This is a genomic window from Paenibacillus sp. FSL R7-0273 (assembly GCF_000758625.1).
Lineage (GTDB): Bacteria > Bacillota > Bacilli > Paenibacillales > Paenibacillaceae > Paenibacillus_AQ.
On sequence record NZ_CP009283.1, the window covers coordinates 322,672 to 341,462 of the forward strand.

Annotated in this window: 15 protein-coding genes; 9 read left to right on the forward strand and 6 right to left on the reverse strand. The window is 55.0% G+C overall.

Annotated features, from left to right (window positions below):
• The first annotated feature begins 21 nt into the window (after window positions 1-21).
• Window positions 22-258 (forward strand): DUF6953 family protein, encoded by a 237-nt coding sequence (locus R70723_RS01430; RefSeq protein ID WP_039869189.1) that lies wholly within the window; start codon window positions 22-24, stop codon window positions 256-258.
• 169 nt (window positions 259-427) lie between these two features.
• Here the strand turns inward: R70723_RS01430 and R70723_RS01435 are convergent, their stop codons facing one another.
• The 3 genes from R70723_RS01435 to R70723_RS01445 all read right to left on the reverse strand — a co-directional run bounded on the left by R70723_RS01435 (window position 428) and on the right by R70723_RS01445 (window position 4,179).
• Window positions 428-2,767, reverse strand: a complete 2,340-nt coding sequence (locus R70723_RS01435) for a UvrD-helicase domain-containing protein (RefSeq protein ID WP_039869191.1) — start codon at window positions 2,765-2,767, stop codon at window positions 428-430.
• A gap of 80 nt (window positions 2,768-2,847) precedes the next feature.
• Window positions 2,848-3,306, reverse strand: coding sequence for an Imm30 family immunity protein (locus tag R70723_RS01440; RefSeq protein WP_081957133.1), 459 nt, complete (start codon window positions 3,304-3,306; stop codon window positions 2,848-2,850).
• A 9-nt stretch (window positions 3,307-3,315) separates the two neighbouring features.
• Complete coding sequence (locus tag R70723_RS01445) at window positions 3,316-4,179, reverse strand: Cof-type HAD-IIB family hydrolase (protein WP_039869195.1); 864 nt, start codon at window positions 4,177-4,179, stop codon at window positions 3,316-3,318.
• A 198-nt stretch (window positions 4,180-4,377) separates the two neighbouring features.
• On the opposite strand from R70723_RS01445, the gene R70723_RS01450 reads away from it, so the two are divergent.
• Window positions 4,378-5,619 carry a DUF445 domain-containing protein gene (locus R70723_RS01450; protein ID WP_039869196.1) on the forward strand — a complete coding sequence of 414 codons (1,242 nt, stop codon included), beginning with the start codon at window positions 4,378-4,380 and terminating at the stop codon, window positions 5,617-5,619.
• Window positions 5,620-5,728: 109 nt separating this feature from the next.
• On the opposite strand, the gene R70723_RS01455 is transcribed toward R70723_RS01450, so the two are convergent.
• The 3 genes from R70723_RS01455 to R70723_RS01465 all read right to left on the reverse strand — a co-directional run bounded on the left by R70723_RS01455 (window position 5,729) and on the right by R70723_RS01465 (window position 8,271).
• Window positions 5,729-6,055, reverse strand: coding sequence for a P-II family nitrogen regulator (locus R70723_RS01455; RefSeq protein ID WP_039869199.1), 327 nt, complete (start codon window positions 6,053-6,055; stop codon window positions 5,729-5,731).
• A 210-nt stretch (window positions 6,056-6,265) separates the two neighbouring features.
• A complete protein-coding gene (locus tag R70723_RS01460) occupies window positions 6,266-7,366 on the reverse strand; it encodes a glycosyltransferase family 4 protein (protein ID WP_039869202.1) in 1,101 nt (366 codons plus the stop codon).
• Window positions 7,367-7,452: 86 nt separating this feature from the next.
• Window positions 7,453-8,271, reverse strand: a complete 819-nt coding sequence (locus R70723_RS01465; protein WP_039869205.1) for a hypothetical protein — start codon at window positions 8,269-8,271, stop codon at window positions 7,453-7,455.
• Window positions 8,272-8,560: 289 nt separating this feature from the next.
• Here R70723_RS01465 and R70723_RS01470 point away from each other — a divergent pair, with 289 nt between their 5' ends.
• The 7 genes from R70723_RS01470 (at window position 8,561) to yfcE (ending at window position 18,677) form a co-directional block, all read left to right on the forward strand.
• Window positions 8,561-12,091 carry a PAS domain S-box protein gene (locus R70723_RS01470; protein WP_039869207.1) on the forward strand — a complete coding sequence of 1,177 codons (3,531 nt, stop codon included), beginning with the start codon at window positions 8,561-8,563 and terminating at the stop codon, window positions 12,089-12,091.
• Window positions 12,088-12,708 carry a C39 family peptidase gene (locus R70723_RS31780; RefSeq protein ID WP_052421147.1) on the forward strand — a complete coding sequence of 207 codons (621 nt, stop codon included), beginning with the start codon at window positions 12,088-12,090 and terminating at the stop codon, window positions 12,706-12,708. Before R70723_RS01470 ends, R70723_RS31780 begins: the two co-directional genes overlap by 4 nt.
• A 126-nt stretch (window positions 12,709-12,834) precedes the next feature.
• Window positions 12,835-14,787, forward strand: a complete 1,953-nt coding sequence (gene pulA, locus R70723_RS01480; protein ID WP_039869210.1) for a type I pullulanase — start codon at window positions 12,835-12,837, stop codon at window positions 14,785-14,787.
• Between the two features lie 189 nt (window positions 14,788-14,976).
• A complete protein-coding gene (locus tag R70723_RS01485) occupies window positions 14,977-15,303 on the forward strand; it encodes a PadR family transcriptional regulator (RefSeq protein WP_039869212.1) in 327 nt (108 codons plus the stop codon).
• A gap of 4 nt (window positions 15,304-15,307) precedes the next feature.
• The gene (locus tag R70723_RS01490; protein ID WP_039869215.1) at window positions 15,308-16,282 is read left to right on the forward strand and encodes a permease prefix domain 1-containing protein; all 975 of its coding nucleotides are present in this window, start codon (window positions 15,308-15,310) and stop codon (window positions 16,280-16,282) included.
• A 251-nt stretch (window positions 16,283-16,533) separates the two neighbouring features.
• On the forward strand, window positions 16,534-18,021 hold the full coding sequence (locus R70723_RS01495) for a glutamate synthase subunit beta (protein ID WP_039869217.1): 1,488 nt from the start codon (window positions 16,534-16,536) through the stop codon (window positions 18,019-18,021).
• A gap of 113 nt (window positions 18,022-18,134) precedes the next feature.
• Complete coding sequence (yfcE, locus tag R70723_RS01500; RefSeq protein WP_039869219.1) at window positions 18,135-18,677, forward strand: phosphodiesterase; 543 nt, start codon at window positions 18,135-18,137, stop codon at window positions 18,675-18,677.
• The last annotated feature ends 114 nt before the right edge of the window (window positions 18,678-18,791 follow it).

Genomic DNA, 18,791 nt, shown 5'->3' on the forward strand with positions numbered 1-18,791 from the left:
TGTGAAAGGGGCGGCAGCCTGATGGAAGTTACCGCACAGGAAGTAGCAGAGTGGATGGTCAAGGAGATCCGGTTCACCGGGACCCTGCACCAGACCGCCGCGATTGAATATGTTAAGGCCAACTTTGGCGAGCAGTTTGTGTTTGTGAACGAGAACGGAAATGCCTCACTGGCCAAGGATGTGAAAAAAGCGTTCCGCAAGCTGCACGGCGGACGGATCGCCTGGGACCGCGATGCTTTTCTGTGGGCCTGGACATAGCAATAGCAAAAAGGGACCATTGCCCGGTGCGGGCGATGGTCCTTTTTGCTGCATAGGCGGCCTGCCTTTGGCGGCAGAGCAGCGTAAAGAGGAAGTCAGGCAAGCCCTCTGCAACACGGGCAGGACACTATGGGAATGACGCTGATAGCCCAAGCTGTCCCTGCCCTGCTTACACAGGAACCTCGCGGGTGCTTTTCTCCATCGGGGAGCTGCACAGCGGGCAGGGCTTGGAGGCCAGATGGTCCTCCGCCCCGCCGGCCTTCATCCGGGTCCAGCCTGGGCAGCGGGCGCCGGTACAGTTCCATACTGGAACGGTGTGGGTCCGTGCCTTTCCGTTTGTGCCGGAGGTGTGCACCCTGGACACGCCGATTCTGCTCACGGACACGCTGGAAGTCGTGGTAGCGGCAGGTCTGGACGGGGCAGCAGCAGAGCGGAAGGCGGAGAGCATGAAGCGGGAGACCTCCGCCTTCTTGCCCCGGTGTCTGGCCGGGGAGCTGATGAACAGCTCCTCCCGGGCCCGGGTGACGGCGACGTAAGCGAGCCGCCGCTCTTCCTCCAGTGCAGCGATGCCGGAATCGCTGCCTGCCCTGAAGCTGCCGGCGGGCGGGAGCTGACCGGCCTTGCGGTCCTTCAGCCGGTCGCCCTCGAGCGCCGAGCTGTGGGGCAGAATGCCCTCCGAGGCCCCGAGCAGGAAAACAACGGGGAATTCCAGCCCTTTGGATTTATGGATGGTCATCAGGGCAACACGGTTGCCCTGCTCCTTCAGTCCGCTCTGGCGGCTCAGCTCATTGCGTTCGGTAATGCTGGCAATAAAGTCGAGGAAGACAGGGAGGCTGTCGAACCGCTCAGCCGAGGTTTCCAGCTCGTCGAGCATTTCCTTCAGCGTCTCACGGTGCAGAGTAGCCTGATGCCGCTCATTAGCCTCTATGAAGTAGTCATAGAAGCTTGTCCGGATACGGCGGATCGCCTGCAGCGGCGTCAATGCAGCCAGGCCGCGGATCAGCTCCAGCCGCTCCCGCAGCTTGGTGCCCTTGAAATCCTCCATGCCGGGCAGAGAAAGCAGATGAATCAGCGGTCCCTGCTTGGGCTGGACAGCCTCCATCCGGCGGATATGCTCCATGCCGGTTTCGCGGTTCATATACAGGGTCGGCATAATGCTCTCCATCGCGGCAAAGTTGCGCCGGTTCAGTGACAGCCGCAAATGGTCCAGCACCGGCAGGATCAGCCAGTGCTCGTAGAGCAGCTGCCCTTCACCGTAATCGATGTAGGGGATATCCCGCAGCAGCAGCAGCTCCAGTACGGCCCGGTTGCTGCTGGAGGCCCGGTACAGCAGGGCAAAATCACGGTATTCCCGGCTGCCGCCGCCAACCTCGCTTACGATATGGTCGACAATCTGCTCGGCTTCCTCATCCGCCGTCTGCGGGCGCAGATACCGGGGCTGTGCGCCTCCGCTTCTGGCCGCCTGCAGCGTTTTGGAGCGGCGGCGCAGGTTGTGGCGGATGATGCCGTTGCCGAGGCCGATAATGGCCGGACCGGAACGGTAATTGATATCCAGGGTAACGACTCTTGCCCCGGGATAGAGCTTTTCAAATTCCAGAATGAATTCACTGCGCGCTCCGTTAAAGGAGTAGATCGTCTGGTCATCATCGCCGACGACCATCAGGTTGTTCTGCGGATAAGCAATCATTTTGACCAGCTCATACTGCAGCTCATTCGTATCCTGGAACTCATCTACCATGACATACTGGAATTTCTGCTGCAGCTCCTGCAGGAGCTGGGGCTGCTCAAGCAGCATTTTATAGGCAATCAGCAGCACATCATCGAAGTCCATCTTATTATGATCCTGCTTCCACTGCTCGTAGAGTTTCAGAATCGCCTTCATTTCCTGCTCGGCGGTGTTTGTTTCAGGGAGCGTATCTGCATCCCTCATATTCATCTTGCAGGAAGACAGCAGGGCAAGCAGCGTTTCCGGCGGATAAGCATCCTTTGGCAGCCCCAGCTCCCGCATAATCTGCTTCAGCAGGATGTGCTGGCGGCGTGTCTCATGAAAGATATCCTGCCGCAGCCCCTGACGCCTCAGAAAATAAAGAAAGAAAGAGTGGAAGGTACGGGCTTGCAGGCGCGCGGCATCGCCTTCGGCGACGCCGGGCAGCACAGCGATGCGCTCGCGCATCTCCGCCGCCGCCTTGCTGGAGAAGGTAAGCAGCAGCATCCGCGCAGGGGAAATTCCCCGCACGGACAGCAGGTAGCCTGTTCTGCAGATCAGCACCGAGGTTTTACCCGAGCCTGCACCGGCCAGCGTCAGCAGCGGTCCCTCGTGATGCCGCACCGCTGCAATCTGCGGCGGGTTCAGCAGGATTCCGCCCTCCTCAAGCCGGCGGAAATAAGCGGCATCACCTTCCCCCGGCTTCACCGTCTCACGGCTGGTCCGGGCTGAGGCAATTGCCGCCTGGGGAATACGTTCACCGCTTGCACCGAGCGGGATATTATGAAATAAAAGCTTGTTCATCAGATTCACCTTCAATATAAGTCCATTAGCCAATCTTCAATATAACACTGCACTTCTATATAGAAAAGCGGTTCCCCTGTTTACTTTATTTTGCCAAGCAGGGTGTTCACTTTACGTTCATATTGACGGGGCTTATTCTCGCGGATTTCCTCAAGCAGAAATACAAGCGCCTGCTTCACGCGGGGAGACATACCCTTTGCAATGGCGGTGTATTCCCTCCTGAACAGGTTATCCTCCAAAATCCGCTCGTTAAGCACAATCGCCCAGCCCCGGGCAGGCTCAAGCATGTCCGGCAGCGACTCCAGCAGCTGGGTCAGGTACATTTCCATGTGGCAGCTCTCCACAAAATGAACAAGCCCGAACATCACTTCCTCATGCCCGGTCTCATCGTCAAACACCTTGAAAATCTGCTGGATTACGGCATCCTCCGTGTCACCGGCCAGCCCCTCCAGCGCAAGGTCAAACAGCTCGCATTCCAGCTCTGTCCGCAGCAGCCGGTTGTTATAGAGCTGGGCAATCCCCGGATGCATGTTCATCATGGGCACCCCCTATTTCTTATCCAGAAGATGCCGGATTCCTTCAGCGACACCATGCTCGGCATTGGTGAATGTAATGAAATCTGCAGTTTCCTTCAGCAGCTCAGCGGCATTGCCCATGGCAATCTTGTAGCCGGCCCGCTCAAACATCGGCAGATCATTATAGCTGTCGCCCATTACGGCCACCTGCTCTTCAGGAATACCGTAGTGTGCAGCAAGCTTCATGACCCCTGTACCTTTGTTGGCATCCTTGTGATTGATTTCAATATTGCTCTCATGGGAAGCTGTAATAATCAGGCCGGGAATAGCAGCAAAGCGGGTGGAGGCTTCCTTAAGGACCTCGCGGTTCAGTGAGAAAGCAAGCGCCTTATAAATATGCTGCTCCTCCTTGCCCCAGATCTCCTCCATGCTCTCCACATACGTTACGGCAGCCTGGCGGAACTGCTTGGCGATCATCGCCTTCAGCAGCCAGCCGAAGCCCTCTGGAATTTCCTCATCCTTAAGCTCTGCCAGCTTTTCCAGACGGACACGCTTGTCCAGCTCTACATATACATTGTCCTCAGTATACACCTCGTAATACAGCTCAGGAACCTCGTTCATCCAGCGCAGCACCGGAATAATATCCTCTTTGTCCAGCGGCCGGCTCACCGCCTCGGAGCCGTCCGGCAGGATCAGCAGCGCCCCGTTCATAGCTACAACAGGACAATTCAGGTCGGACAGCCGAAGCTGACGCTCAGCATCCATATAAGAACGTCCGGTTGCAATCGCCACAATATGGCCCAGACTCTGGGCATGAATAATCGCTTCGCGGTTCTCCGGACTGATGTTTCCATTTTCGTTCAACAGTGTTCCGTCCATATCAAGTGCAATCAGCATATTGTTGTTCTCCTTTTTCTGTACGTTCTAATCCGCACCTCTGGGACTTTGAAAATCATTTCCTGTATTTTATCATTAATTCTCTGTAAATTAAAAATTCCTTTTCATGGGCTTGCCGGAATTTCCGGAAAACCACCCGGACGTGCTACAATATAAGGCAGACTATTGATGAAACCGCCGGAAAATGGGGGAGTATGAATGAAATCCAGAAATTTAGCAACAATCTCACTTGTTGTAATGGCATGCGGCTTTTTGATCACGCTGTTCTTGCCGGATAATATACCCTTTGAGCTGCTGCGGGGCGGCTTTGAGGCCGGCCTTGTCGGCGGGATTGCCGACTGGTTCGCCGTGACGGCGCTGTTCCGCCATCCGCTGGGCCTGAAGATTCCGCATACCTCGCTGCTGCTCAAAAGCCGTGACAAAATTGTCCAGTCACTGATCTCCGCCATGGAGAACGAGCTGCTGAACAAGGCCAGCATTGAAAATAAGCTGCGCGGCATCCGGATCATCCGGCTTGCCGGCGGCCTGCTGACCAGGTTTATGTCCAGAAAGAAGGTAAGGGCGGAAATTCTGGAGCAGGTAAGCACCTTCGTGCTGCGTCTGCCTGTAGAGCAGGCGGTGCCTTATCTGCAGAAGACCGCCGCCGAGTATATCCGTGAAGCGGAGCTGGGCGGGGCCGCAGACACCATCGCCACAAGGCTGATGAATGACGGCAAGGATGTAGCTGCTCTGGATTATGCGCTCGAAGGCGTATCCGGCTGGACCGCACGTCCGGAGACACGGGCCATGCTGGGCAAGCTGGCCAGTGAAAAGCTGGCCGAAGTGAAGCTTGGCGGACTGAAGGGAATGGCCTTCCAGGCCTTTGTCGGGTTTATGGATGCCGATATGCTGGGGGAGATGCTGCAGGGCATGCTGCAGTCCGGTATCCGCGATTTCCGTGAAGAAGATAATCCGTACCGCGAGCAGATTATCCGGGAGATCCGCGTCGCCCTGTTCCAGCTTGTAAATGACGAAACGAAGATATCTTCGCTTAAGGAGTGGGCCGTAAACGGAGTGCAGGGTGAAGAGGCTACTGCTTTCCTGCAGAAGCAGCTTGAGGTTGTCCGCAGCAAGGCTATTGCCATGCTGGAGGAGGACCGGGTAAGCGGCGGCCGGAAGCTGTTCAGCCTGTATGGCCTGCTGGCCCGCCGTGTCAGTAAGGAGACGGAGCTCATCCAGGGCTGGGAGGAGCGCATTCGTGCTTCACTGATTGCTCTGGTAGAGGCTAATCATTACCGTATCGGTGTTCTGGTCAAGGAAAATCTGGATCAGATGGATGATGACAGCTTGGTGAATATGCTGGAGGAGAAGGTCGGGAAGGATCTGCAGTGGATCCGGGTCAACGGTGCGGTCTGCGGCTTTGTGGTAGGGCTGGTGCTGACCGTTATTCAGCTGATCTGATACAAATAAACGGTAAGGAAAGGGACAGCATGTGCCGCAGTGGCGGGTTTATCCGCCGGCAGGCATAGCGCTGTCCCTTTTGTCATGGAGGCTGGCTTAGACGGGGAGGCTACAGCAGATTTTTGCCGTTGCTGATGGTGAAGGCCTCCATCACGGGCATCACAAAAATCTTACCGTCGCCGAAGGAGCCATGCTCCCCGGTTCTTGCCGTTCTCATAATAATGCTGATGACATCATTCTTCTCGTCGTCATTGATGACGATCATCAGCAGCTTTTTGGAAATCTGATTGTAGTGGTTGGTTCCGACCTGGATTCCCTTTTGTTTACCGCGCCCAAGCAGATCCATCTTGCTGATGGAGGGGAAGCCGGCAAGCATTAGCTCAGCCATAACCTCATCTGCCTTCTCCGGTCTAATAATAGCTTTGATCATTAACATAAGGATGCACCCTTTCTACAGCGGAATAATGTGTTGTAGGGGGTTGCCAGCATCTGGGTGGCGGTACAAGTTAACATCGTTTGTTATTGGCAACGCTTACAATAACAGTATAATGGCCGCCGCAGATCATATCCTGCGAGAATGGTCACAAAGTTCTTTATACATATTGTCGCAAGTCAGAGGAGCGCTGTTCAGGCCGGCTCCCCTCTGTCAGGCATGAAGAAATGACTGATACAGCTCCTCCAGGCGGGAGGCGGTATGATTCCAGTCGAAGGTGCGCAGGGCATCGCTGCGGCCCTGCAAGCCGATTCTTGCGGCCAGCCCCGGGCTTTTGCCGACCTTCAGCAGCAGCCTGGCAAAAGGCAGAGCCTGCCGGTATCTTCCGGTAAGATAGCCGTTGTGGCCGGAGCGGATAATCTCCCGGATTCCCCCGTTGTCTGAAGCGATGACCGGCAGCCCGGAGGCCATCGCCTCCACATTGACCAGCCCGAACGCTTCATGTCTCTGGGAGGGACAGACGAAGCAGTCCGCGGCCTGATACAGGCTGTGAATCTGCTCATGGGCAATCTTCCCGGGGAAGGAGACGGACACGCCCAGCCTTCTGGCCAGAAGCTTCAGCTGGCGGATATACGCGGGCTTGCCCTGTCCGGCAACAACCAGATGGGCAGGCAGCCGTTTGTTCACGTGATACATTGCCCTGATGAGCACGGGTACCCCTTTGCGGGGGATGATTCTGCCTGCAAAGAGCACTGTAAAGGCCTGAGGCAGCCGGTATTGCCTGCGCAGACGCTGGCGCTCCGGCAGCTCCGCGGGTGTGAACCGGGAGAGCTCTGCGCCCAGCGGGACAACGCTGAGCCTCCTGTGTATCCCGGGGAAGCGCCCGGACAGCTTATCCAGCAGCGACCGGCTGTTGACGGCAATCCCGTCGGCGCGGGCCAGGGAGCGTGCTATTCTGCGCCCGGCCGGAACAAAGGTCAGGGAGTGAAGATACAGCAGCACCGGGGTGCCGGGATGCCGCTCTTTGACGGCAGCCATAAGCAGCGGGCGGTTATCGACCTGGATAATATCAAAGGACTCTTGCTGCAGGAACTGGAGCACGGAAGCCTGGTAACGGCGCGGAGTACCCGAAGCCAGGCGGATAATCCGCACCTGCTCCAGCTCGGCAGAGTCCGGAAGCAGGGCGGTTGCCCGGCTGACTACAGTTACTTTATGTCTTCCGGCCAGGCGTCTGGCTATCGCCCAGATGCAGATTTCTACAGAGCCGTCCCCCGGCAGCGGGAACTGCTCCGGTGCGATGATACAGATATGCATAGTTCGGGCCTCCTCCCGGCCGGCTTTCATAAGATCTCTCTATCACCATATGCACATTGTCGGGCTGTGGATACCCTTGGAGCCAATCAGGAGCCGGTTTGCTTTAACGCTTCGGCGATCACCGCAGCCACCTTCTGTTCCAGCTCGATAATCTTCTGTTTGCTGACCGCAATCTGCCTGTAGCCCGAAACCAGCGAGGCCAGGGATTGTCCGGCAAGAGCAGGGTTCTGCTTGCGGATGGCAGTCTTGAAGCTGCTGAAGTCGGCTGTGATCCGCTTATTTAGAGCTGAGGCAGCGCTTTTCTGGGTTTTGATGGATGCCTGGGGGCTTTCGATACCCGATAAGGTTTTACGGGCGGCGGCAATCTTCCGGGTCCGGGCCTCCTTGGCCGCTTTCAGCACGGCTTCCTTGTCCCTGATATCCTGGCGGGCGATCTGGACCGTGATTTTCATAGCCTCCGCCTGGGTCTTGAGAATAGCGTTCAATGTCTTGTCCTTGAGCTTCTTAACGAGTGTGATCCGGCTGTTCAGCGCGCTGTACTGGTCGAAAAGAGGCTGGTAACGCGCCTTGGTGCTCGCAACAGTTGCCGTGAGCTTGGCTACAGCCGCCTGGTCAATCTCCGTAATCTGCTTACGGACTGTGATCAGGCTCTGGGCGTTTCGTTCATGCAGGACACGGATCTGTTCTTCCCTGCTGTCATACTGCGCAGCCAGGCTGTCCAGCTCGCTGTATTGGCTCTTCAGCCTGGCCCGGTCCTGCGCATTGGCGGCTGCGGCGGTCAGATCAAAGGCTGCCTGAATGGACGGGGTCAGCACAACGGCTGCCGCCGCCGCCTTGCCTGCTGAAGCGAATAAGGGCATCACTAGAACGAGTACTGCAAGATAGATTTGCATACGTTTGTTCACAAGATTCCTCCTCCTGATAGCCCTGTTAGCCGGTAAAGCAAAAAACACCCGCAGTAAAGGCAAATAAGCCTTTATTACGGGTGCTTCCGGCGTAACAAGTCAGTTTAATATATTATTGGTCTAAACTTTAGTGGAATTGCGGGGCAGCGTCAATATTTAAAATTCGGTATTTATACCCTATGCGTGTGTCATACATTTCTTCCGTTGTCCACTTGTCGTATACTGTAGAAAGAGTTTAAACAGAGAGTCTGCATAGGAGCCGGCTCGTGATGAAGGAGGCCCTAAATAAATGGATTACTTGGCAGAGAATCATAGTATTCTGGATCAGGCATTCATGATGTCCCCGGTAGGAATGGCAGTGTGGGCCATAGAGGCGCATAAGTGGATTAAGGTCAATTCCACATTATGCGATATCTTGGGCTGCAATGAAGCTGACTTTCTCCAGAACACCGTTTGCGGCAGCCTGATTGCACCGCCGGCTGAGCAGGAGGGGCTGTCATTGACAGAAACGATAGACCCGCGCTCACTTGCACCTGGGGCAACCTCCGTGAAGGAACTGAAATTCTACAGCCGTGCAGGCCGCCCCTTGTGGCTGTCCCTTACCTTAGTGCGTCCTGAGGCCGGACAGGACTCCCCGCACATTATCGTATATGCAGCGGATATAACAGACCGTAAAATCGCGGATCAGCTTACTGTAGACAGCCGTGATTTATACGATTTATTTATAAAAGATGATCAGAGCATGATTTCCTTTACCCAGCCCGACGGTATTCTGAGCTTCATTTCCCCCTCTTCGCTGAAGCTTATAGGCTACACGCCGGAGGAGATGATCGGCAGGAACCGGCTGGAATTCTACCATCCCGATGATAGCAGGAGCATGAACCTGGCGGACGGGCTGCTCGGGAATGATACTTATATCCGCCGTCTGCGCCATAAGGACGGTCACTATATCTGGTTTGAAACCTCCTTTCATGCGCTGCGGAATGAGAATAATGAAATTACCAGAATTATGGGCATCGGCCGGAACGTGAACAGCCGCAAACAGAATGAAGAGGCTCTGGCTGCCGCGCAGAGAGTTGCCCGGATCGGCTCCTGGAGCTGGGATCTGGCTAAGGGCAAGCTGTCTTTCTCGGAAGAGCTGCAGCGGATGCTCCATATCCAGGCAGGGAAAGACGGGATGGATTATCAGACTCTTGTTGACCTGGTTCATCCTGATGATCTTGATTATCTCTATAAGAATGTTGAGCGGGCACTGGCCCGGGGAGCCTCCGGAGAGGCTGCTTACCGGCTGATTCTCCAGGATCATAGTGAGCTCACGATCAATATCCAATGGGATGTCATTCTGAATCCGGATGGAGAGCCGATCCAGCTGATCGGGATGATGCAGGATATCACCGAGCGGCAGCAGATGGAGCGCCAGCTCAGGGAGAGCGAGCGCAATTTCCGCCTGATGTCGGAGAATTCCCTGGACCTGATCTCGCGCCATGCGGTTAAGGACAGCATCTTCTTGTACTGCTCTCCCGCCAGCAGCTCGCTGCTGGGCTATGAGCCTGAGGAAATGGTCGGCACCAGCGCCTATGACTACCTTCATCCGGACGATCTGCTGATGATGCAGCAGATGATGGCGCAAAGCGAGGCGGACAGATTTATTCCGCCGATATCCTACCGGTACCGTCACAAAAACGGCAGCTACGTCTGGTTTGAGACGAACAGCCGCTATATTTTTGATGAACACGGGCAGATTGCCGAGATCATTGCCGTCGGACGGGATATCACCGAGCGCAAGCAGTTTGAGGCCAGGCTGCAGGAGAGCGAGCAGCACTATAAATCGCTGTTTGAATATAACCCGTCAGCGGTTTATTCCATGAATCTGCAAGGGGACTATTTAACGGCGAATACTATTCTTGAGGAACTGTCCGGCTACTCCATGGAGGAGCTGATCGGCAATTATTACGGACCGCTTGTGCATGAAAAGGATGTTCAAAAGACGAAGTGCCATTTTGACATGGCTGTCCGGGGTGTGCCGCAAAATTATGATCTGACTCTGATTCATAAATCAGGACATCTGGTAGAGATCAATACAACCAATATCCCGATCATTATTGATGACGAGGTGGTCGGGGTCTTCGGCATATCCCGCGATATAACCGAACGTACCCGCTATACCGAGCAGATCGAGAAGCTCAGCAATGACTACACCCTGATTCTTAATGCGGTGTCCGAGGGGATTTTTGGGCTTGATACGGAAGGCAGAGTGACCTTTATTAATCCGGCGGGAGCGCAGATGCTGGGCTTCGCCTACGGTGAAATTATGGGGCAGCCTTATCTCGGTTATATTCAGCAGACGGAGCTGGACGGTATCTATTCGCGGCCTGAGGAGTCTCCGCTGATGCAGGCTGTACGGGCGGGAGAGTCGCTTCAGAGCAATAATGCGGTATTGTGGCGGAAGGACGGATCAAGCTTTTTGGCCGAATATCAGGTAACCCCTTTGTTTGATAAAGGCGAGCGTATCGGAGCGGTTGTTGTCTTCCGCGATATTACCAACGAGCAGGAGATCATCCGCGCCAAGGAATCTGCCGAAAAGGCTGACCAGGCCAAATCGGAATTCCTCGCCATTATGAGTCATGAGCTGAGAACCCCGATGAATGGCATTATGGGCATGACCGACCTTCTTGTGGACACGGAGCTGAATGAGGAGCAGCGCGGGTATGCTGCGATTATCAGTGAGAGCAGTGCCTCGCTGCTGTATATTCTGAATGAAATCCTCGATTTGAGTAAAATTGAAGCCGGGAAAATGACGCTTGCCCAGGAGCCGGTCAATTTGGAGTGGGTGATGGAAAGTGTCACGGAGCTGTTCCTGCCCAAGGCAAAGGAGAAAAATATCGAGCTGACCTGCAGGATCGCCCCGGATGTACCCGAGATGATTACCGGAGATGCAGACCGGCTGCGCCAGGTACTGGTTAATCTGGCCAGCAATGCGGTCAAATTTACCGAGCAGGGAGCGGTGGATATTGCCGTGGAGACGGAATTCTGCCCTAACAAGCACCAAATGACCCTTAAGTTCAGCGTGCAGGATACCGGAATCGGGATTCCGCCGGAGAAGCAGTCCCTGTTATTCCAATCCTTCTCGCAGCTGCATCCGGCGATTAACCGCAAATATGGCGGTACCGGACTGGGCCTGTCTATCTGCAAGCGGCTTGTGGAGCTTATGGGAGGAGCTATTGCGGTAGACAGCAGGGAGGGCGAAGGCGCCAACTTTTATTTCACCCTGCCGATGCATCTCGATTATGAACCGGATAAGGCTCCCGTGGAGGATGATACTGCAGGTACAGGGCTTAGTAATACTCTAAAAGCGGGCACCGCCTCCTACGCATTGCCGGAGCCGGGAGAGCCAGGACTGCACCTTCCCGGGGATATTCCCGGGGTGGAGCCCAAATTCGGCCCGCTGCGGATTCTGGTGGCCGAAGATCATCCGGTCAACCAGAAGCTTCTGCTGACCATGCTGCAGAAACGGGGATACGCCGCGGACCTGGCAGAGGACGGCCGGCAGGCGCTGCAGAATGTGCTGCAGCAGCCGTATGATCTTGTGTTTATGGATGTGCAGATGCCGGTGATGAGCGGGCTTACCGCCGCAGCCAGAATCCGTGACCAGCTTGCGCCGGATAACCGTCCGTATCTGGTGGCTGTAACAGCCTTCACGCGGCCCGAGGACAGGGAACGGTGCCTGGCTGTAGGAATGGAGGATTTCATCAGCAAGCCGTTTCAGGCATCGGATATTGAGCGTGTTCTGCAGAAGCGGCAGGAGCGGATCGCTTTATGAGCGGGACATCGCAGAGCCGCCGCGTCCTTGCAGCAGAGCCTTATACACAATGGGAGCCGGGCGTTCATTCGCCCGGCTCTGCGTGCGGGCCCGCCACTCTGGCCGCGATGATGGAATTCTGGCATACGCGCAGGGGAGCGGCTTTTATTCCCGGCAGCAGGCATTTTGCCACCAAAGCGGCCCATATAAATTACATATACAGCCATCACAGCGGGAGAGCCTGGGGCATGAGTGTACGCAGCTTCGTCCGGGCTGTTCACGGGTATATCAGCTCTGCTTCCGGGAAGGATGAGATTAAGAGCGGCGGGCATGAAGTAGCAGTATTTAACGATATAGAGCGGTATAAAGCGGAAATTAACGCCGGGCGTCCGGTGGCAGTCAAATTCGATAAGTGGTTCAGCCTCCGCTGGCAGGGGGAGTTTGCCTATGATTATCATTGGGTGCTGGGGACCGGTTATGAGGAGCCGGCTGACGGCCCGGGGCCTGTGCTGATTGTACACGATAACGGGGTTCGGCTTAGAAGCGGGGGCTTTCTTCCGGGGCAGGAGCGGCGCATTCACTACAAACCTAATCGGGCTGTTATATCTATGGTAAGCCTCAATATTCCCGGTTTCTAATCCGGCCTCCGATACAGGATCTGTACGAAACGGCGATCTGGCCAAATAATCCTGTACAAACGTTTGCGCAACTGGGATAATGACGCTATAATTCCAGTTAATAAAAGGTAAAGGAGACAGGTTGCCTTGTCCGTACAAAAAGAAATGAAAGAACCGATTCACTATGGCGATCCGGCGGCCACCGGCGGAATATCTGTGTTTGATCAGGAGTTTGACCAGCTTTTCAGCTATGACGGCGATGATCTGGGCTTAAGCTATACTCCCCAGTCCTCCTCATTCTGCCTGTGGGCGCCTACTGCGTTTGAAGCAGAGGTTGTGCTGTATCATTCCTGGGAGGATGCCGCAGGGGAGCACCTGCCTATGACCCGTGAGGTGCGGGGCACATGGAGGCTTAAGATTAGCGGTGACCTGGAGGGTAAATTCTACACCTACCGGGTGCGTGTCGGAGAGCAGTGGAACGAAGCGGCGGACCCTTATGCCAGGGCTGTCGGGGTTAACGGTGACCGGAGTGCCATCCTGGATATGTCCAAGACTAACCCGGAGCGCTGGACGGATGAGAAGCCGCTGCTGGCCGACCCGGTCGATGCTGTCATCTACGAGCTGCATCTGCGTGACTTATCTGTTCATCCTGACAGCGGTATCGTCCACAAAAGCCAGTACCTGGGCCTGACAGAGGATGGGACACGCGGCCCTGAGGGGATTGCGACAGGACTGGATCATATCGCCGGTCTTGGCGTGACACATGTGCAGCTGCTGCCGTTTTATGATTATGCTACAGAGAGCGTCGATGAAACAAAGCTGGATCAGCCCCATTATAACTGGGGGTATGACCCGAAGAATTTCAACGCGCCGGAAGGCTCCTATGCCACCAATCCCTATGCTCCGGCTGTAAGAATCCGTGAGCTGAAGACAATGATACAGGCGCTGCATGACCGCGGGCTGCGTGTCATTATGGATGTCGTCTACAACCATGTATATGACGGCTTCCGCGTCAACTTTACGAAGCTGGTTCCCGGTTATTATCTCCGCTACAAGCAGGACGGCAGTCTGTCGAACGGCTCGGGCTGCGGGAATGATGTTGCCAGCGAGCGGCTGATGGTATCCCGCTTTATTGTCGAGTCGGTCCTGTACTGGGCGGAGGAATATCATATCGACGGCTTCCGCTTTGATCTGATGGGCCTGCTGGATATTGAGACCATGCAGGAGATCCGCCGCCGTCTGGATCAGCTTGACCCTTCGATTATGACGATCGGTGAGGGCTGGATTATGGATACGGAGCTTGCGCCCGGGAAGCTGGCCGATCAGAGCAATGCGGCTAGTCTGCCGGGTATCGGCCATTTCAACGACGGCTTCCGTGATGCGGTGAAGGGTAATATCTTCCGCTACGGGGAGCGGGGGTTTATCAGCGGTAAGCATGGACTGGAGCAGGAGGTAAAGACGGGGATTACCGGGGGCATCGTGCACGAGCAGGCTTCCGGACAGTTTGCCGATGAGCCCCGGCAGTGTGTGAACTTTGTGGAATGCCATGATAATCATACACTCTGGGACAAAATCGTGCTGTCCACCCCGGGAGAGCGTGATACGGACCGTGCAGCCATGCACCGCCTGGCCTCCGCAATGGTGCTGACCAGCCAGGGGATTCCGTTCCTGCATGCCGGACAGGAATTCATGCGCACCAAGGATGGCGTAGAGAACAGCTATAAGTCGCCGGTAGAGGTCAACTGGATGGACTGGGAGCGCTGCGCCGCCCATGCCGGCGATGTTGATTACATGAAGCGCCTGATTGCGCTGCGGAGGGCCCATCCGGCCTTCCGGCTGCGCACTGCGGAGGAAATCCGCACACAGCTGATGTTTGAGCAGTCGCCGGCCGGTGCAGTGGCTTATACACTGCGGGACCATGCCGGAGGGGATGCCGCAGAGCATCTGTATGTGCTCTATAATGCCAATCCGGCAGGCACTACCCTCAAGCTGCCGGCCCTTGGCGAATGGGGCATTCTGTTCGGCGGCGAGCTGGTCTCCAAGCTTGCGGGCGGTGTGCTGAACGTTACCGGAACAGGTATGGTTGTACTCGCTGTATAGCCATAGCTATACATTTTAACAGCTTTGATAGACAAATAACGGATGCTGCTCCTGAATAGGGAGGGCATCCGTATTTTTTTGCCTGAACAAGCCTATTTTATGGAAAAGTACTTCACCTGTCGTAGTAACTGTGCTACAATTCAATTACTACGACAGATGAAGTAATAAACATGTTAAGGAGGACCACTCTTGATCAGCAGTGATGTTATCCGGGGCTATAACGATACCCTTATTCTCTACATGCTGCTTGATGGCGAATCTTACGGATATGAAATATCCAAGAACATCAGGAAGCTGTCAGACGAGAAGTATGTCATGAAGGAGACCACTCTTTACTCCGCATTCACCCGGCTTGAGAAGAACGGATATATCGACTCTTTTTTTCTGGATGAGACGTTTGGGAAGAGACGCACCTATTACCGCATTACACCGCTGGGTCTGGCTTACTACCGGGAGAAATGTGCAGAATGGAAGGTCACGCAAGAGGTTGTTAATAAATTTATAAAGGAGCTGTAGTGACATGGATACAATAGCCGCATATTTGAATAATATGTTCGCTTCTCTGCCCAGGACAGAGCAGACGTACAATCTGAAGCAGGATCTGCTTGCCAACATGGAGGAGAAATATCATGAGCTCAAACAAGAAGGCAAATCGGAAAACGAAGCGGTAGGCATCGTTATTTCCGAATTCGGCAACATTGATGAGCTGATTGAAGAGCTTGAACTGGTCAAGGGCGGGGAGGATACGCTGCTTCCGCTGCTTGCGCCTGAGGATACCTGGAGCTATACAATGGCTAAGAAGAAGGCCGGCTTCATGGTCGGGATCGGTGTCATGCTGTGCATGATCGGTCCTGCGCTGCTGATCGTTCTTGTTACCCTTGCTGAATTCGGCTTTCTGCGCGGGGTACTCTCGGAGGATACCGCTGGAATAATCGGTGTAAGTATATTGCTGGTGCTGATAGCTCTTGCGGTAGGCATGTTCATTTACAGCAGCTCTATTACGGACAGATTTAAATATCTGGAAAAGGGCTTTAATCTGCCTTACTTTTTGCGGACAGAGCTTGAGCAGCGCAGACGTGCATATACTCCCACCTATACCCTGTCGCTGACGCTTGGCATTTGTCTTTGTGTAGTATCACCGGTTCTGGTTATTATCTGGGCTGCCGTTAGTGAGGACACTACGGGTTATGGTGCGGCTATCATGCTCTTGCTCATCGCACTTGCAGTCTTTCTGTTCATCTACTACGGAACAATCAAGGAGAGCTTCAGCTTTCTGCTCAAGGAAGGGGAATATACCGAGCTCCCTCCTGAAAAAAAAGAAGAGAAGCGCATCATGGGCTCAATCGCTGCTATTGTCTGGCCGCTCGCTACCTGCATTTTTCTGATTAGCGGCTTTGTTTTCCAGCGCTGGGACATTAACTGGATCGTATTTCCGGTAACCGGCATTCTGCTCGGCATATTCGGCTCGGTATATAATCTGGTAAAAGCCCGTTAAGGCCCGTTAAGGCCCGTTAAGGCTTTCCTGAGCAGCTTTACCCATCCCCGTAATTTTAATTAAAAAAGTGACATTGCTCATTTAGGCGGCAAAGAATCGATGATAATATATAGGCACTACTTTGCTGCTTTACAGTATCAAATGATCAGCCGGTGACAAAGAGTAACTATCTTTTTGGCGCCGAATGGGCAAGAATGCCGCTAATGCTATAAACCGGCGGCCAATCAGAGAAACTCGGAGGATGACTAGGAATGGGTAAAGCAACCGGATTTATCGAATATCAGCGGCAGACCGCCGCAGAGTGCGAGCCGCTGGAGCGCATTAAGAACTGGGATGAATTTTTGCTGCCGATGGATGAGGATAAGCTGAAGGAGCAGGGGGCGCGCTGCATGGACTGCGGAACGCCGTTCTGCCATGTAGGACGCCTGCTGTCGGGGATGGCCTCCGGCTGTCCGCTGCATAATCTGATCCCTGAATGGAATGACCTGGTATACCGCGGCAACTGGCAGGTTGCCCTGAAGCGGCTGCATAAAACGAATAACTTTCCTGAATTTACGGGACGCGTCTGTCCTTCCCCGTGCGAAGGTGCCTGCACTGTGGGAATGAACGGCAGCCCGGTAACCATTAAGACGATTGAACGCTCGATCGTAGACCGCGGCTTTGCCGAGGGCTGGATCCTTCCTGAGCCGCCGCTGGTGCGGACCGGGAAGCGGGTAGCTGTTGTCGGCTCAGGTCCGGCAGGGCTCGCTTGCGCCGCCCAGCTCAACAAAGCCGGACATACGGTGACCGTATACGAACGTGCTGACCGCATCGGCGGCCTGCTGACCTACGGAATTCCGAACATGAAGCTGGATAAGCAAACCGTTCAGCGCCGGGTGGATCTGCTGGCCGCTGAGGGTATTACCTTTGTGACACGTACTGAAATCGGCAAGGATATTGCCGCTTCGCAGCTGCAGGAGGAGAATGATGCTGTTGTCCTGTGCGGAGGCTCTACGCAGGCGCGTGACCTGCCGATTGAAGGGCGTGAGCTGCGCGGCATCCATCAGGCGATGGAGTTCCTGACGCTGAACACGAAGAGTCTGCTGGACTCCGGCCTGGCCGACGGAGAATACCTGTCTGCGGCTGGCAAGGATGTCGTTGTCATCGGCGGTGGTGACACAGGTACAGACTGTGTGGCGACTTCGATCCGCCACGGCTGCCGCAGCGTCATCCAGCTGGAGATTATGCCGCAGTCTCCGCTGACCCGCCAGCCGGGCAACCCTTGGCCGGAATGGCCGAAGGTGCTGAAGGTGGATTACGGCCAGCATGAGGCGGCAGCCCTGTATAAGGAGGACCCGCGCCGCTATCTCGTTTCTTCTAAGCGGTTCGTTGGCGATGACGGCGGATATGTGCAGGAGCTGCATACGGTCAAAATTGAATGGTTGCGGAATGAGCAGGGACGGATCGTGCCGCAGGAAGTGCCGGGTAGTGAAGAAGTAATTAAGACACAGCTTGTACTGCTGGCGCTGGGCTTCACCGGGCCGGAGAATACGCTGCTGGATCAGCTCGGCATCGAGCGGGATGAGCGTTCCAATGCCAAGGCTGAATTCGGAGTGCAGGCCACCAATGTTGAGGGTGTATTTGCAGCCGGTGATATGCGCCGCGGACAGAGTCTGGTGGTCTGGGCGATTCAGGAGGGCCGGCAGACAGCCCGGGAGGTTGACCGTTATTTAATGGGAGCCTCCGATCTGCCCAAGTAACGCAGCTATTGATAAGTTAAGTGCAGGACGCCCGCGGCGTCCTGTTTTGCATGCTCCTGCCGGGAGCGATAAGATAATAAGGATAAGGAACCAACCGAAAGGAAGTCTGCACAATGAAATTGATGTTTATCTCTGATATCCACGGCTCGCTGTACTGGCTGGAGAAGGCTCTGTCCAAGGCCGAAGAGGAGCAGCCGCATACGCTTGTTATTCTGGGTGATTTCTTGTATCACGGTCCCCGCAATCCGCTGCCGGAGGGATATGACCCGCAGGGGGTTGCCGCCCGGCTCAACGCCTACGGCAAATCACTGGCTGCTGTACGCGGCAACTGCGATGCCGAGGTCGACCAGATGCTGCTGCAGTTCCCGATGATGGGTGATTATGTGCTGATCCTGCATGAAGGCCGGAAGATTTATGCCACCCACGGACACGGCTTCAGCATCGAACAGCTGCCGCCGCTGGCGCCGGGCGATGTTTTTATCCAGGGGCATACACATCTTCCGGTAGCTGACCTTAAGGAAGGCATTTATGTGCTGAATCCGGGCTCTATCTCATTGCCTAAAGAGGGTAATCCACATTCCTACGGCGTTCTCGCAGACGGGGTATTTACGATCAGGGACTTTGACGGGGGGACTGTGAAGCAGATCAGGCTGTAAAAGTCAGTCCGCTGCCAGCAACGGTGAGGGAAGCTGAGCCGTGCATGCCAGACACAAAGAGGGAGCCGCATCATAACGCGGCTCCCTCTTGTGTTCATTTTAAAGCAATTCTGC